At 47.9% G+C, this 16,157-nt stretch carries 17 protein-coding genes; 1 reads left to right on the top strand and 16 read right to left on the bottom strand.

What is annotated here, in order from left to right:
- Positions 1-33 precede the first annotated feature (33 nt).
- The 16 genes from L1F29_RS15610 to L1F29_RS15535 form a co-directional block, all read right to left on the bottom strand.
- Positions 34-1,821: an ABC transporter ATP-binding protein gene (locus L1F29_RS15610; protein ID WP_258389699.1), complete on the bottom strand. Its 1,788-nt coding sequence runs from the start codon at positions 1,819-1,821 to the stop codon at positions 34-36.
- Between the two features lie 10 nt (positions 1,822-1,831).
- On the bottom strand, positions 1,832-2,650 hold the full coding sequence (locus tag L1F29_RS15605; protein ID WP_258389217.1) for a MerR family transcriptional regulator: 819 nt from the start codon (positions 2,648-2,650) through the stop codon (positions 1,832-1,834).
- A gap of 417 nt (positions 2,651-3,067) precedes the next feature.
- Positions 3,068-4,489 carry an AraC family transcriptional regulator gene (locus tag L1F29_RS15600; RefSeq protein WP_258389216.1) on the bottom strand — a complete coding sequence of 474 codons (1,422 nt, stop codon included), beginning with the start codon at positions 4,487-4,489 and terminating at the stop codon, positions 3,068-3,070.
- A 113-nt stretch (positions 4,490-4,602) separates the two neighbouring features.
- The gene (gene dat, locus L1F29_RS15595) at positions 4,603-5,463 is read right to left on the bottom strand and encodes a D-amino-acid transaminase (RefSeq protein WP_258389215.1); all 861 of its coding nucleotides are present in this window, start codon (positions 5,461-5,463) and stop codon (positions 4,603-4,605) included.
- Positions 5,464-5,764: 301 nt separating this feature from the next.
- Positions 5,765-6,046 carry a DUF2277 domain-containing protein gene (locus L1F29_RS15590; RefSeq protein ID WP_258389214.1) on the bottom strand — a complete coding sequence of 94 codons (282 nt, stop codon included), beginning with the start codon at positions 6,044-6,046 and terminating at the stop codon, positions 5,765-5,767.
- A 257-nt stretch (positions 6,047-6,303) separates the two neighbouring features.
- A complete protein-coding gene (locus L1F29_RS15585; RefSeq protein ID WP_258389213.1) occupies positions 6,304-6,912 on the bottom strand; it encodes a transglutaminase-like domain-containing protein in 609 nt (202 codons plus the stop codon).
- 53 nt (positions 6,913-6,965) lie between these two features.
- Positions 6,966-7,622 (bottom strand): pentapeptide repeat-containing protein, encoded by a 657-nt coding sequence (locus L1F29_RS15580; protein WP_258389212.1) that lies wholly within the window; start codon positions 7,620-7,622, stop codon positions 6,966-6,968.
- 68 nt (positions 7,623-7,690) lie between these two features.
- Positions 7,691-8,134, bottom strand: a complete 444-nt coding sequence (locus tag L1F29_RS15575; RefSeq protein WP_258389211.1) for a hypothetical protein — start codon at positions 8,132-8,134, stop codon at positions 7,691-7,693.
- Positions 8,131-8,475 carry a hypothetical protein gene (locus L1F29_RS15570; protein ID WP_258389210.1) on the bottom strand — a complete coding sequence of 115 codons (345 nt, stop codon included), beginning with the start codon at positions 8,473-8,475 and terminating at the stop codon, positions 8,131-8,133. Before L1F29_RS15570 ends, L1F29_RS15575 begins: the two co-directional genes overlap by 4 nt.
- A gap of 376 nt (positions 8,476-8,851) precedes the next feature.
- Positions 8,852-9,652, bottom strand: coding sequence for an ABC transporter ATP-binding protein (locus L1F29_RS15565; protein WP_258389209.1), 801 nt, complete (start codon positions 9,650-9,652; stop codon positions 8,852-8,854).
- A gap of 120 nt (positions 9,653-9,772) precedes the next feature.
- Positions 9,773-10,396: a class I SAM-dependent methyltransferase gene (locus L1F29_RS15560; RefSeq protein ID WP_258389208.1), complete on the bottom strand. Its 624-nt coding sequence runs from the start codon at positions 10,394-10,396 to the stop codon at positions 9,773-9,775.
- A 202-nt stretch (positions 10,397-10,598) separates the two neighbouring features.
- Positions 10,599-11,639: a hypothetical protein gene (locus L1F29_RS15555; RefSeq protein ID WP_258389207.1), complete on the bottom strand. Its 1,041-nt coding sequence runs from the start codon at positions 11,637-11,639 to the stop codon at positions 10,599-10,601.
- A 462-nt stretch (positions 11,640-12,101) separates the two neighbouring features.
- Positions 12,102-13,874: a SulP family inorganic anion transporter gene (locus tag L1F29_RS15550; protein ID WP_258389206.1), complete on the bottom strand. Its 1,773-nt coding sequence runs from the start codon at positions 13,872-13,874 to the stop codon at positions 12,102-12,104.
- Positions 13,875-14,037: 163 nt separating this feature from the next.
- Entirely contained in the window at positions 14,038-14,367 is a 330-nt protein-coding gene (locus L1F29_RS15545) for an ArsR/SmtB family transcription factor (protein ID WP_258389205.1), read from the bottom strand.
- A 284-nt stretch (positions 14,368-14,651) separates the two neighbouring features.
- Complete coding sequence (locus tag L1F29_RS15540; RefSeq protein ID WP_258389204.1) at positions 14,652-15,239, bottom strand: GNAT family N-acetyltransferase; 588 nt, start codon at positions 15,237-15,239, stop codon at positions 14,652-14,654.
- Positions 15,240-15,257: 18 nt separating this feature from the next.
- On the bottom strand, positions 15,258-15,581 hold the full coding sequence (locus tag L1F29_RS15535; protein ID WP_258389698.1) for a protein kinase family protein: 324 nt from the start codon (positions 15,579-15,581) through the stop codon (positions 15,258-15,260).
- 300 nt (positions 15,582-15,881) lie between these two features.
- On the opposite strand from L1F29_RS15535, the gene L1F29_RS15530 reads away from it, so the two are divergent.
- On the top strand, positions 15,882-16,040 hold the full coding sequence (locus L1F29_RS15530) for a hypothetical protein (RefSeq protein ID WP_258389203.1): 159 nt from the start codon (positions 15,882-15,884) through the stop codon (positions 16,038-16,040).
- Positions 16,041-16,157: the final 117 nt, after the last annotated feature.

The following is a 16,157-nucleotide window of genomic DNA, read 5'->3' as shown; positions in this document are numbered from 1 at the left end:
CTGCCGGCCGGACGAGTCATATCGTCCTGCTGTCTAGGCTCCTTCTTTCTGCAGATGGTAATCCGTAATAAGCTGCAGCTGCACAAGCTTATTATATAGAGAGTGGGATTCGATCAGCTCGGCATGTGTGCCTTGTCCGCTTACCTCCCCCTTCTCCAGCACGATAATCTTATCTGCTCCGCGTATGGTCGAGAGCCGATGGGCAATAACCAAGGTTGTTCGTCCCTTCATCAGCTCTTGAAGCGCCTCTTGCACGAGCTGCTCAGACTCGCTGTCCAGATGGGCCGTTGCTTCATCCAGCAGCAGTATATCCGGATCCCGCAATATCGCTCTCGCGATGGCAAACCGCTGCCGTTGGCCGCCGGACAGCATAATGCCTCTCTCTCCCACCTCCGTTTCATAGCCATCAGGCAATGACTCCACGAATGCGGTCAAATTGGCTTGGTCGACCGCCCGCTTCATCAGCTCCTCGTCCACTACGGCAAGACCATAAGTCAAATTGTAGCGGAGCGTACCGGACATCATCGGACTTTCCTGCGATACATAAGCAATCCGCTGGCGCCATTCGTCCAGCGATAAGTCGGCAATCTGCTTATTGCCATACCGAATCGCTCCAGATGTCGGCTCGTAGAAACGCTCAATCAAGGAGAATAACGTCGTCTTTCCCGTTCCGCTCGGTCCGACGAAGGCGGTCATTTGTCCGGCCTCTGCACGGAAGGAAAGTCCATACAGCAATGGCCGGTCTATACTGTAACCGAAGCTAACATGATCGAAGATTAGCGGCTGCGCCGCGGACTCATCGGAATGACCCTTCGCTGTATTAATCTTATCGAATAACTGCACCTCCGATTGCTCCGGCAATTCATTCAGCAGCTGTTGAATGCGCTCCGAAGCGCCTCTCGCCTTCTGGAATTGCGTGAAGAATGAGGCCATTTGGGTGAATGGAACGACGATCTGGAACATGTATAATATGATTGCGACAAGCTCGCCGCCGCTGAGCGAGCCCTGCGCAACCCGCACGCCGCCGTATCCGATCAGCAATACAAGGATAAGCAGCATGATGCTCATCATGATCGGCGTGACGATCGCGACATACTTAGCTTCACGAAGGCCGAACGTAAACAGGCTGGAAATTCGTTTGTCCCCCTGACGCTGCTCTACTTTCTCGGCGAGCGATGCCTTCACGAGCCGGATGTCGGAGAGAACTCGCCCGAGGTCTCCTTGGAACAAGGCCGTTTCATCCTGCATGGAGCGCGATACCTTGAACATCTTGGCACCGAGCGGCCACAATACGAGCAAGGCGATCGGGACGGCGATCAGCATGAACAGCGTCATTTTCCAATCGATGGTGATCAGAAGCACGATTCCCCCGATGACCGATACGATCCCGCTCACGAACGAAATCACATGGCCTGTAATGAAATCCTTGATGACGTTCGTATCATTCGTAACACGGCTCATGGTTTCACCCGATGAATTCCGGTCGAAGAAGGATACCGGCAGCTTCAGCACCCTCTCCCAAGTTTCCCGGCGCAAGCCGGCCACAACATATTGTCCCACATACGACATCGTATAGACGGAGAAGCCGGCCATCGCTGTCTGGAGCAGAAATACGGCGCCAAGCAGAACGATCGTCATCGCTTTCAGACTCGAGGCCGTCAGCTGCTCGACCATATTCATCGTTAGCAGCGGAATGATCAACGAGAGAAGCGTCTCTCCAAGCCCGAGGACGACCGCTCCGATCAGCAGCAGGTTGGACGGTTTATGCTTCATAATCAGGCGAAAGAACTGGGTTCCATCCAAAGCTTCTTGCTCGTTCATAGATTTGGCATCATTCGTTGTTTCCACCGCGACCACCCGCCTCTTCCTGTTTCTTCAACGTTTCCATGTAATCGAACAGTTCCTTGAAGTATGCCTCTTCCTCCGGCGTGAACGCATTCGGGAATAATACGGGATCGAGCGCATCCCCCATCTCAAGCTGCTCCAGCTGCTGCTCAGTCATCTCTTCCATCGAGGGGCCGACGATTTTCTCTACAATCGACAGCAGCTGCCAGCCACAGGCCAGTACCTCTTCATCCTTCGCATCCCTGCCATCCTTGCAGAATTGCTTCAGTTTCACGATATTGGCCGCAATGGTACGCTCAATCTCCAGACGCTCTTCTTCCTTCCCCTCCATATAGATCGCATCAATAAGAGAGCTGGGCAGCTGTCCGGACAGATATTCCTTCTGTACCTCCTCATGCTGGATCGCGTGCATAAAGACGAGCAATAGGTCGCTGTCCACCGTTCCTGCATCCTGCATCATATACTGCATGCGCTCAATCGTATCGATGACTTTATTCAACTGCTGGCGTTTCTTCAACAGCAGCTCGAGTTGGGACGCCAGCGTCTGCTGAAACTGTTCGCCCGGTTTATTCAGATAGTCGGTTATATCGTCCAGTGAAAAATCTAAAAATTTAAGCGTCAATATCTTTTGCAGCAGAAATAAATCATGATTCGTGTAGAAGCGATGCCCATATTCATTCCGGATGGAAGGCTTCAACAGCCCCTGTCGGTCATAATAACGCAGCGTCCGTTCCGTAACGCCTGTCAGCTTTGCGAATGCACCGATCGAATACAGCTTACTCTGCTTTCCCTTCTCTTTCTCCATCTCATCCGCCTCCCTACACAAAGTATAGCCCTTGACGTAACGTCAAGGGCAACAGTGATTTTTATTCATTTGAATCAATTCCATAGTCGGTGCCGCTAAATGTTCACAATTAGGGGCGCAACATCCGCTCTAACCGAACAGTGCGCAGTGATGTTACGTTTTGTGCTCCTAACGGACATGAGATCCGCTATTGTTGAAATCAATGGGGAGGTTGTGAGCCTTATCGGACGTGTGATCCGCAATTTGAGCAACAACGCCCCCAATCAGTCGGATTTGGAGCAAATAAAGGATCTGGTGTCCGCAACTAGTTCCAAATTGGCCTAAATCCAGTAAAAGCGAATCGTATGTCCGCAGCTTGTTCAATAGTTGGCAGAGAACGCTGACTCGAACTACCACGCACTTCCCTTGTCACCTAACCTATCTTGTCGGCACCGCCGCTGATGGAGAGTCTACGCTTCCAGGTACGGACCTCCGCTCAGCCCGGATATGAATCCGGATCATGGTTTCCAGTGTGACCTTGTCATCCACGATCAGAAATTCCTCGAAGCCTTCACAGTGAACGCATGCATATTCATGACTGCTCTCGAACCAATTCCATGCTGCTCTACCTGTCGGTTCCAGCGTTCGATGAAGGGTTGGAGTGACCATATACAATCCTCCTGCCATCTCGATCATTTGAACGCGCTCATCGCCTGAAGCAGGAAGATCCAGGCCCGTAACGTCCATGAATACCTCATAGTAAAAATCCTTGTCCGCCACACCGCCATTATTCCAGGTACGAATGGGAAGGATCGCTGCATCGATGCCACTGGCCCTGGCACTGGTCCATTCGATCATGACGTCGAACGCTTCCTTCTTCACCTGCTTCCATTTATTCCCCGCTGCTCCTGTAGCCTTATAGTAGGCTGCTTTGTAAGGGGGAAGCTCGACGACCTCCTTCGCTTCCGTTATTACAGGCTCAATGGGAATGTAGATATCCATCTCATGCCGTTCAGGCGGAATTCCGATGTGCGTCGCGCAGCGCATGTCGTAATATTCGATTATTGGGCCGGCTGACAGTTGCAGTTGATAATCGGATTGAGGAAACCAATGCTTGTAAATATATCCGTAGGTTCTGGCAATGGATTCGTGAACCGGCCCGACCGCTGTAAACTTCGCATACTTGGTCTTTGGAATGATTCTCGCAGCGGCTCCTTCGGGGATGTAGTCCACGCTAGAGACCTCGATTCCAATAAAGTAAGTAAACCCTTCCTCATCGCGGTCAACCGTCAATGCATAATCGATATCCTTCTCCGGTTCTATTCGCAACTTGGCGATGTCCTTGAAGAGGGCTTCCCAATTCTCAAAATAATACGGCCATAATTCGGCCGGCGATAGACTGCCTTCCTCGATCCGGCGCTCAATGCCTATTAACTTCATTTCGGGGATCGTCACGAATGCCGATGCTTCCACCGCGTCGATCATCTCCTCACTATCTTCCGTTTCCAGGTTAATCTTGTGGAAATCAGGAAGCACGAACTGCCGTTTCCGATAGCTTTCCGGCGTAATCCCGTATGCGCGCTTGAACGCGCGGCCGAATACATCATGGGATTCGAAACCGTGATCGTATGCGATATCGGCAATCCGCTTGACTCCTCGGTTAATTTCCGCAGCAGCCATATGAAGCCGTCGGTTGCGTATATAAGACATAATGGTGTAACCTGCCAACGCTTCGAATACCTTGAGAAAATGGGACTTGGAAAACCCGGCTATACCGGCCAGCTTCGCCGAGGAGAGCTCTTCATACAGGTTGGTTTCGATATATTCAAGTACGTGCTGGATGCGTTGACGATAATGCATGGATGTGCACCTCCATGGCATCATTGTAGCATGATGATTTTCATCCTTCTCGATGTTTTTTCTTGCAAAAAAAGAAGAGGCTCCCTACGTCATAGATGACGTAGGGCAGCCTCTCACTGTATAGACAGAATGTTCTTCCGATCAAAAACTAGTTTAAAGCGATTGAACGCTTCCTGTAATTGTCTCGTTACCGGTCCTGGCGTTCCTGACCCGATCGGCTGGTTGTCGATGGAGATGACAGGGGTAATTTCCCTCGTCGTGCTTGTGAGGAATACTTCGTCAGCAGCCATCAGCTCATCCTGCGAGCATGCCGTATTCTCGAACGGGATCCCTTCCTCTTCCGCGATCCGTTCAATGACTTGTCTCGTGATGCCTTCCAGAATCAGCCGGTCTGCAGGATGGGTGCGAATGACCCCGCCGGTAACGATAAACAGATTCGATGCGCTTCCTTCCGTTACCATGCCTTCCCGGATGAAGATCGCCTCTTCCGCCCCGGCTTCTTTCGCTTGCTGTCTGGCTAATGTGTTGGGAAGCAGATTCAGCGATTTGATATTGCATTGATGCCACCGGATATCCTCTGTCGTCATCGCCGGGATTCCTTGCTTTATTTGACTGATAGGACTCGCATAGGGTTCACAGTAGCCGAGCATAACAGGATCGATCTGATCCGGGATGGTATGCGTTCTCGGCGCTGCGCCTCTCGTAATTTGCAAATAGAGATAACCGTCACCATTGCCGAAATCCGCAGCTAATTCGTCGAGTTTGGCGGCTAATGCCTCCTCATCCCATGGAACATGAATTCGTACAAGATGCATACTTTGATACAGCCGCTTCATATGGGCTTGTTTCTCAAACAGCTGTCCGCGATAAATACGAAATACTTCGTAAACGCCATCCCCGAAGTAATAGCCCCTGTCATTATAGGAAACTTGTATTTCCTCTTCCGAAACCAATTCACCGTTCCACAAAAACATATGTTCTTCCCCCTTGATTTCCGATAAATATATGTATCTATATTTGATTGCAAATGCGGTATCACATGTTTCGCTATATGCCGCCGTAAAAATGCCATATGCTGAATGTAAAGGTATACCCGACATGTGTCAACAAAAAGATATTTTTGTCTCCATTCTACGATACGAATCGAGCGTAAAAGACAATGCCACCCCGAAATGGAGTGGCATCGACATCAACATCGATATGGATAGAACGTTTGGTGGAACACAACCGCTATGCTAGTAGAGTGTTCATAGGATCACTATTGGCTCTCCCCCCCTACACCTGGTTTTCGTTTCCGAATCGGATGGCATTTCTGACGCGTGCCTTTTCGATTTCGACTTCCCTGTTCCGAGGCTCGGCATTGGTAACGAGTGAAGCCAATAATTTGCGGGCAGCCTCTGTTACTTCTTCAATTGCCTGATTAAATGCTTCTTCATTAGCCTTCGAAGGCGAATTGAAGCCAGACAGCTTTCTTACGAATTGCAGGGAAGCTGCTTGGATTTCATCTTCAGTCGCTGGCGGGTCGAAGTTAAAGAGGGTCTTAATATTTCTGCACATCATTATCTCTCCTTCATCGTTAAATCCGTCTCATAATAAGACGCCATGATAGGGCTCTGTATTCAAAACTCGATTCTCGACCATACAATTATGGCATGACATGGACCTGTGTTTATAACTAGGTTCTCGACCGTCAGTATTGGCCCGCATTTACTCCAATGTTCATAACATGCCCATCCTGGGTCGTGACATAAACCTTCCAATCTCCGGCGATTTTCTATTATAAGACGAGTAGCCAGTCAAGAAGGTTGATTCTCTTATAAATGAGTAGGTAAACCATGAAGGTACATCGTTAAGCAGTCGGTATGCTGCTTCAACGTATTCATCGTGTTGGGATTCGGGTCCATATAAATAACCGGATAATCCGCTTCCATATATTCCTGCCTTACCGGGAAAGCCAGTCTCTCTTCATCCAAATTGAATTCCGCTTCGATTCCAGCTTTATTACCGCGGGCATCCAAACGCTTCCACGCTCCATGCGACTTGAAGAAGACCGCATTCATAGCATGTATGCAGTATCCGGTATCCGGCGTATCGCCAATTGTAAGCCGCTGATAGCAAAATCCGACCGGTATGCCCTTGGTACGTAATATCGCGCATAAGAGATTGGATTTGGCATAACAAATCCCTTCCTTATAGAGCAGCACTTCAGATGCTTTCCTGGTAATTCGCGTGCTTTGGATGTCCCATGAATGGCTGATTTCGTCACGAACAAATTCAAAGGCTCTCTTCACATAATCATTCTCGTCCGTTGATGCGGCAAATAATTCGGTAGCTATCTCTTGAATGGAATCATGACGATAGTCCACCTCGTCCGATTCTGCCAAGTAATCATCCCAAAAATTCGATTCGCAAGTCAAAATCAACGTGCATCACGCTCCATCCGAGGTTCAAGGATCCGTTCTCGGGAATATAATCGTTATTCTTTCACAACTAGTCCGAAGAGATTGGCAAATACATAAGCTTGTTCACGGGAGATAAGACAACCTTTGAGATCCTCGACCTCAACGCCTAGCCCATTGAATTCACAATCGCTTAAATCGATGCCCTCCAGCTTTGTGCCGGAGAACTGTGACTTATTGATATTGGTGCTGTGCAAAGCTATCTTCTTCAATTTGGTTGTGTAGAAATCCGCACTCTGAAACGAGCTTCCCTGAATGATCACTTGCTTCAGCTGAGCAAACCGGAAGGTAGCATAATTGCCCATACATTCGTTGAAAAGAACATTCATGATCGTCGCATGGGACAGGTCGATGCCGACGAGCTTACAGTTTCTGAATTCCGCCCGATGAATAATCGCGTTGCTGAAATCGACATTCGACAAATCGCATTTTTCGAATATAACATCGGTAAGTTCGAGCTGATGAAACGAGGTGCCTGTGAAATTTATATGACGAAAAATAACTTTATCGAAGCAGACCTTATTCGCCGTTCGATTGTCAAGAAACGCATCTTGAATGACACCCATTTCGAAGTAATCCCCGGATTGAATATCTTCGACGATCAGTTCGGACAAGTTTTGCGGTATTCTAGGCGTTTCTATTTTCAATTCTTTATCCTTCTGTTTATGACCCATCTCGATTCCTCCAGCCGTGCGTAGTTATACCAGATTACCAGAACATGCGTTCTGAAGCAATCTTATCCTTATACGCCGCCATTGAAGAACCACGGAAATTCAGTTTTCAATTGATAGATATCGTTTTTCCTGAAGAAGTTTAAGCGTTCCTTCTTGACTGGATCCCAGTCGTCGAACTGTTCCAGATTCGCTTCAGAGAGATAGAGTCGGGTCCACTCTTGGGGTGAATCATAGAACCGTATAATCTCGTTATAAGCGAATGCATCAATCAATCCCAGCTTATAAGCTTGTTGAAACAAATCCTTATCTACGTTAAGAGGAGCAACGATGTGAACTTGCTCGCTTGCCAGACGCTCCACGCCGGATTGACTTCGAACCGCTACGGTAATTGTTTCACGAAGACTGACTCCGGCATGAGATAAGATTGGGATCCATCGATTAACATAGCTGCTCGCCTGATTAATAATATCAGATACATGTAAGACCCTCATGTCATTCACGTTACAATTCAAGGATTCGCCCTCATGGACGGAACGTTATTGCTCTGTGACCGATAGTAATCGACAAGCGCATCGATCGATGCACGATATAACGGATCCTCCATTACGGCTTGATTGATGATTGCAGCGATTGCTTTCGTTTGCAAATCTCTGGCTGTTGTATCTTTGAGGATGTTTGTTATTTTCTCTAAAATATGTCCCGCAGCGTGTTCTCCGGCGATGTTCTGAGTGTTGAAATAGAACGGACCCGGTATGCTGGACGTATACCAGTAGATATCATGCTTGCTGCTGCTTCTTACTGCTAATCCTTTGGTTGCGATTAATCGTTCAAGCAATACTTTCGATGCATCCATCTTCGGCATGTCTCCCTTTTCGCTCTCGATAGGAAATGGTTATTATTCTATTCTTTCTTGCTCACGAAATCGTCACGCCTCAGCTTCCTCTCCGTCACCGTCTCGCCGTTGTTGTCGATTCCGGTGAAGGTAAGCTCTTGTTCCGCATTCTTCGGAACCATGGCATACCAAGAGCGTTGATCGTCATCAGGATGGCGAGGATCGCGAATAAGTTCAACCTCAGCCGTATAACCGGCATGGTCCGATAGACGTAGGCTGTGAATATTGCCGTTCCATTATATCATTACCAGTTAATGGAGGGATGCAAGATTCAAAAAAAAGCTAACCGCGGCAGAATCGGTCAGCTTTAATATAATCTATATGTTTTCTCATGCAATCATTCGATGTTCGAGGAATCATTACCAGCCGTAAGCCACGCCCGATTATTCCGCCAATTCACTTCAACCGGCGTTTCGAAAAAATCCGATAACACGGAGCTGCTCAATACATCGGAAGTTCGGCCTGAGGCAAATACGGTGCCCCGTCGAATTAAGACCGTATGCGTGAAGTCCGGAACGATCTCTTCTATATGATGAGTGACGAACAGAATATGAGGCGCATCAGGCGATACAGCCAGCTCTTGGATGCTCTTGAGCAGAGCTTCTCTCGAGATAAAGTCAAGTCCATTGCACGCTTCGTCCAGAACAAGCAGCTTCGGCGAAGCCATCAACGCACGGGCAATGAGGATTTTCTGCTTCTCCCCTTGAGAGCAGCCTTGATATACGCGGTCATAAAGATGGGCACATCCCAGCTGCTTCATCCACATCACCGCTTGGGCATAATCGTCCTCGGTCGGTTTCTCATACAAGCCGATTGAGGCGTGCTTGCCGCTTATGACAACATGCTGCGTACGTTCATTCGCATAGATTCGTTCCTGCAGCGAGGAGCTGACCCATCCGATCGATTTGCGCAGATCGCGCAGATCCACTTCGCCGAAACGATGCCCCAATACGGACACTTGTCCCTTCGTGGGCCAAATATAGCCATTGATCATATTGAGCAGCGTTGTCTTACCCGAACCGTTCAATCCCAATACCGCCCAATGCTCGCCCGGATTCACCTTCCAATTTACATCTTCAAGAATCGTCTTATCGTCTCTTCTCCAAGTCACGTCCTTAATTTCAATAATGGAATTCATGGCGGTACTCTCCCAACCTTAAGATTTCGATACTTATCTAGCATCGTATCATTCGGGTTTGCTCCGATCAACCAAGAATTCCTATCGAATAAGGCTGCAGTGATAGAATACAATTCCCGATTAGCTGGCTTCAATCTTCTGAAAATTATAAATCGTGCCGCGTTCCAGCGAGCTTAATCGCACTTCGCCATATCGCTTCCAATGGTAGGTGCTATGGAAGTGATCGAAATGAACGCCGGTATTCGGTATAGGGTTCATCCGTACAAATCCGGCACGCTCAATGTCAGCCGTGACCCGCGCCAGCGTCGGTTCTAATTCGGATGATTTGTATCCGCAAATATCTTTAAACGCTAAGAATGATAGAATTCCCTTCGTCTTGAGACGAGCTTTCATCGCTTGGATCAGCTCATGATGCGGAGCATGATGGATTACATCATACATCATGACAAAATCTACGCTTTCGTCGGCAATAGCATGGAGTCCATGATGATCGCAATGATGTATTTCGGCATTCGTTATACCGGCCGCTTCCAGCCTTTGCGAGGCTTTCTTCGCGATTTTCTTCACCTTCTCGATTCCGAATACTCTGCCTTCTGAGCCAACCGCAATAGCTGCTGGAATGGTATAATGCCCATGGCCGCATCCGAAATCCATGACGGTCATGCCAGCTGTCACTCCGCATTGCTTCATGATCTCCGCTGCCTCGGTCTTCTCCCAATGACATACCTCTTCGTACGCGTTCAAATCGCCACACCTTTCAATAGTATGAATATGTAATCGGGGTGCACACGCCATGACAGTAGCGTACCATGTTCATTCCGGCGGCTTCTCGATGTTTTTTCTTATTCGCACAAAAAAACCGCTCCTTAAGAGCGGTTTCATAACCGTTACCCGATAGCCTAAACCACGTTTCCGCTGCAGCCCTTTTGCTGCGAACCATTCCGAATCAGGTTCGAATAGCTGGATTCTTATGAAGGATGGTCTCAACCGTGTCCATAAGCCTGGGCAAATATTGCAGAACACCCTCGGCACGAGGAATGAAATCGCCTGTAGAAGTAAAGCCAAGATCAGAGATAATCGCTTCAAAAGCAGGCCTATGAGCAAGCTGCAGCTGCGTTGACGCGTCTGCCGCCAAGATTTTATGACAACGGGCAAACGTCGCGACGATCCAGAAGACCGCTTCATGATGTAAGCCGGAACGGATCAGCTCACGGCTGCCATCAATGGCGATTGGCCGCGCAGATGCGGTGATGTCGGTGCTGAAGAAGAAGGGTGTCTGGGCCACTGCGGCGGCAGCGTCGAAGGTACTGGTTAGCTCATCGAGATGATGCTCGATACGCTCGGATGTCAGATGTGTACAGCCGAGCAGCGCCAGCAGCTCAGGATAAACGTGTGCAAGACCGTATTCGCTCAGCACTTCTCTGGCAGCAGCATAACGCTTCCGCACGGTGGGATTCCGAAGAGCTGCTACAAGAATGAGATGTGTCGTGACGCCTGTCGGAAACAGCCACGATTGCACCAAATCATGCAGAGGTGCTGAAGGATTAATCGAACGCAGTCCGTTCTCAATCTTCAAGCGGACGTTCTCGCATCGGCGATCTACCCATAATCGCTTGTTGAAGCTGTCGGATACTTCTGCTTGAAGCTTGCTGAGATGCCCGGTCGGATCCGCAATAATCGTGTTCATGCGAAAGCTTCCGGCTAGATGGTAGGATGCCAGTACTTCTTCGGCCGATGCAATATCATTCGATGACAAATACGTCACTTCGATTAATGCGCCTTCATAGATGAACTTGCCAAGCTTGAGCGCGGGCTCCGTGTCGGACGTGATTACGACGACATCGATATCCGAGGCAGCCGCCAATTCCGCATCGTCAGACATTCCGACCGTTGAACCGCTGAAATACGCCCCACAGAAACCAGGCTCTAGGCTGGCGTGCTTCGCAATCCATTCTTGAGCTTTCGCTCTCGCTACTCCAACTTTCATTCTTCGCCCTCCTCAATCGCATGTCAGACCAGCTCGATAATTTCTCTATCGATTTCTTCAATATACCCTATATCCGATGTGCCGTCCCATAAAATAATCGATTCTGCCTCGTCATTTTCAATAAAATCAACCAGGCTATCCAATTCACAATGGCGCATCTAGTGATATTTTATCAAGTTCAACCTCTTGCATGGTCCTAAATTCCAAAAAAATATTTCCTTTTGCATCCGTAATAATCCCCATATTCATTTCCTCCGATTTTGGTATGGAAGATTATACCTGCATTTAGGTGCCTAGGCAATAGGTTTCGTGCGCTACACATCAACCCGAACCGGATGACACAAGTGTTTCGCAACATCATTGTCAACGCGATCCGTTGCTCGCCACAAGACGGTACAATTACGATCTTCACGTTGAAAGCACCCCGGGAGTAGGCGCCACCTTTATTGTCCGCCTGCCAATTTAAAGATGCGTTTTCATTGGATCAGGAATAAAACGATGTTGGATATCCCCTTCCCTTGTGACATCCTTGTCAGATAATGAGGTGCATTCACGGAAAGCGAAGTGTTGACAACCCAGGCATTTATTGGAGTCCAGTTGAAGTAATGCGTAGTCAATCGCCTTACCCGTATGCTCAAAAAAATGACCAGCCCCAATAAACGTATATAAACCCGTTCTCTTCATAACATCCAAAGGCTGCTGCTGAACGCCCGATAGAAGAAGCATTCCGCCCAATTTCATGAAGTGTTTTGCCAGGCTGGCCAGATGAGATTCGCCGGTCGTATCCATCAAGGGCACTTTGCCCATCCGTAGAATGAATACTTTCGGTCGTTGATGTATGGTGTCCATGATCGACTTCTCAAACATGTTAGCGGCACCGAAGAAGAGAGGGCCTTCAATGGTATAGATACTTATTTGAGGACAATCATGGCCTTCGGTTACCATATGCGGCATAACTTTCTCGTGTTTAGCCATTGGATCGGGCAGCACTTTGGCCACTCTCATTACGCTGCTCATTCGCTTCACAAACAAGATGACGGCTAGAATGAGTCCGACTTCTACCGCGGTAGTTAGATTCGTAAATACAGTCAGCAAGAAGGTAAGGACGAGTACAACCGAATCGCCCGTTCTTGTTTTCAAGACATGAACAAATTCTTTGCGTTCGCTCATATTCCAAGCCACCAGCATCAGGATCGGAGCCATGCTTGCAAGCGGTATCTCAGATGCATAAGGCGCGAACATCATAAGGACCAATAGAACAACAATCCCGTGCACGATACCCGATAGCGGCGAGACAGCACCGTTCTTGATATTGGTTGCTGTCCGTGCAATGGCGCCGGTCGCCGGAATGCCGCCAAAGAGCGGTGTCACCATATTGGCAATGCCTTGTCCGATAAGCTCGCGATTGCTGTTATGACGGCTACCGGTCATGCCGTCGGCAACAACGGCCGATAACAAAGACTCAATACCGCCCAGCATGGCAATGATGAAAGCTGGCCGGATTAACGTTTCAATGCGATCCCACGTTATTTCCGGAAATTGAAATTGAGGCAATGTACTTGGGATGGCTCCGAATGCCGATCCTATCGTTGCTACGTCTCCTTTGAAGAACACGGCAGCCGCTGCACTTGATACAACAAGGCCAACTAAGGAACCTGGAACTTTCGGCAGAAATTTGGGCGTAAGGAGGATGACAACAAGACAAAGCACGGCTGTAATGACACTGTAGATATTCGTGGTTGTCAGATGAATTGCGATTTCCTTCATATTGGGGAGGAAATTCTCATGTTTCTCGATGCTGCTCAGACCTAGAAAGTTGGCAATTTGTCCGCTGAAAATAATCACGGCGATGCCGGCGGTAAATCCGATGGTCACCGGGCGGGGAATGAACTTAATCAACGCTCCAAGTTTAAATACCCCCATAAGTACAAGGAGAATGCCGGCCAGAAATCCGGCAATCAATAAATTCTCGTATCCATATTGAATGACGACAGCGAAGAGGATCGGAATATAAGCGCCGGTTGGACCGCCAATTTGGAATTTAGAGCCGCCGAACAAGGAAATTAATATACCTGCGACGATGGTTGTATAAATTCCATATTCTGGTTTAACCCCAACGGCAATAGCAAACGCCATTCCTAATGGAATGGCGATTATGCCGACAATCAGACCTGAAATGAGATCCTTGCGAAATGCGGCTGTATGGTACCCTTCAAATCTTCCCGTCCATTTCATTCGATATACCTTCTTTTTTTCATATATTTGATTATTTGAATATATATGAAATGGTACTCCTGCCCCCGAACAATGTCAATCGCTAAAATCCACTAAGATCCCGATTGAAAAACAAAAAAACAAGGTTATCCTTGGTATTTCACAGGATGCCTTGTTTTTTCGGTTAAGGTTCATTCCGGATGACCTCAAGTAATGATATCGCATCGACGAGATGGTTATCGAAGATCTGCTTCGTTACAGCCAGCAGATCCTTAATCAACGGGTCGCGTAACGAATAAATGACCGAGGTTCCGTCTTTTATGCCCGTAACCACATTTTTATTTCGTAATACCGACAATTGTTGAGACACGGCCGAACCTTCCGAACCCAGAATACTCTGCAATTCGTTTACGTTTCGATCTCCTTCGCTCAGAACCTCAAGAATACGGATTCTCATCGGATGCGCCAGCGCTTTAAAAAAATCGGCTTTAAACTGTTGGATGTTCGGATTCATAGCGTACGTCTCCTTGACTAGCACTTGATAGCTAACTTTTGAATATATGAATATAATAACACAACTTCAACCCAAAACATCGTGCCCTTAGTGTTGCAGCACTAGCAGCAAAGTTTCTATCAACGGTACGTCTAGGTTTCGGTTATACGCGCACATGTCATCCATTCTAATTCTGTGCAGAAACAAAAAGAAGCTGCCGCGGCAGCTCCTCTCTTATTTATTGGATGTGATCTGTACTTGAGACTGCGTCATCCATTGGTTTTTCGGCATTAATTTTCGGTCCATCAATCTTTTCGTTTAACAAGCTTATAATGATTGTACGCCTCACCTTCAATCATCATGATAGTTAGAAAATCGAAGCCGCTTTTTTGAATGACTCTGTTCGAAGACAGGTTCCGCGGCAAAGCGATCGCGTTAAGCTCTTCTACATTGGTATTCTCAAACAAATACTTGACTAATCCTTGCACCGCTTGAGTCGTATAGCCTTTGTTTCGATGCTCGCTGGATATCGCGAACATGATCTCTCTGCTCGGCGGCGGCAGCTCCTCTTTGATGCCGGTGCAGCACCAACCGATAAATTCTCCTGTAGCCTGTAAAATAATCCCCAGCCGCAGGCGGAGTTGTTCAACATTGCCGGATTCTGCAGCTGCTGCTAAGAACCGATTATTGTCAACCAATTCGTAATTTACTAACCAATCGCGCCGTTGTTCCTTAGGAACATTCCAGTCAGGCAAGAATTCGATGATCTCAGGCTGCATCGTAAGCGCATGGATAGCGTCCAAATCCTCGTATCTATACTCTCGTAATATAATATTTTCACACGCGATCATGAAAATATTGTCGTTCAAATCGGAATGGATCACTGTGTTCATTTGCTCTCCTCTCTAACTTCATGGCCTGTCCAAAGCCAGCTTCTTAAAAAATCCGGAAAGCCCTTCTTTCGAAAGAATCCATTCTATGAACGGCTCCTGCTGCTCTAGCTGCCTCATCAACTCTTCGACGGGATCCGAGTTAAAGGAAGATGTGCATATAAAGAATAAGCTGGCTCGCGCAATGGCAACCGGAAGTAATGGCTGTTCCATTAAAGAAAGATCGCCGTAACCATCCAGGAAAGCCGTGCCAAGCTGTTGACCACTACCATTACGCAATAGAGCCCACAGCATATAAGCAACATCATGCAGCCGTTCGGCTAGCTGGATAAAATCAAAATCCATCACTGCCCGTATCTCATTGTCAAGGCCATAGAGCACATTTCCCGTATGCCAATCTCCTCACCTCACCCCTAGCATAAGGAAAGGAATGAAAAGTGTCGAGGTAACAATCATCTATAATAAAGAACGATGTCACTGTTGAGGTACAATGAACAGCTGCATTACGTCAGCTGCTTTCTGCCCGTCTATTCATTATTAGGCGAACGACATGGAAAACATATCTCGGGTACAGACACCCAATCACATGGCATGAATCATGCATAACTTACAGAGTACCCAATACGCAAGGAGGTGCAATGCACAATGTCTGGATTTGTTGGCGGAGCATTCACAAGCACAGGAACGATTCTGGTTCTGTTCATTCTACTGGTGATTATCGCATGTAGCTGTATGGGTGGCCTCGTAGGCGGATTTGGCGGCAGCTGCGGTGGAGTCGGCGGAATCGGCAAAGGCGGTTACTAAGCAGCATCGAACAAACTAATGCAACACGGAATTGTTTATCCTCATATATTCCATGGAAGGCCCGCCGGTCCGCGGGCCTTCCGCATGTCAACCGGCTTCCGTGACCCATACATACTG

The sequence above is a fragment of the Paenibacillus spongiae genome (assembly GCF_024734895.1).
Lineage (GTDB): Bacteria > Bacillota > Bacilli > Paenibacillales > Paenibacillaceae > Paenibacillus_Z > Paenibacillus_Z spongiae.
Note: the sequence above shows the minus strand (reverse complement) of the source record. Positions and strands in the feature narration are given on the sequence as shown.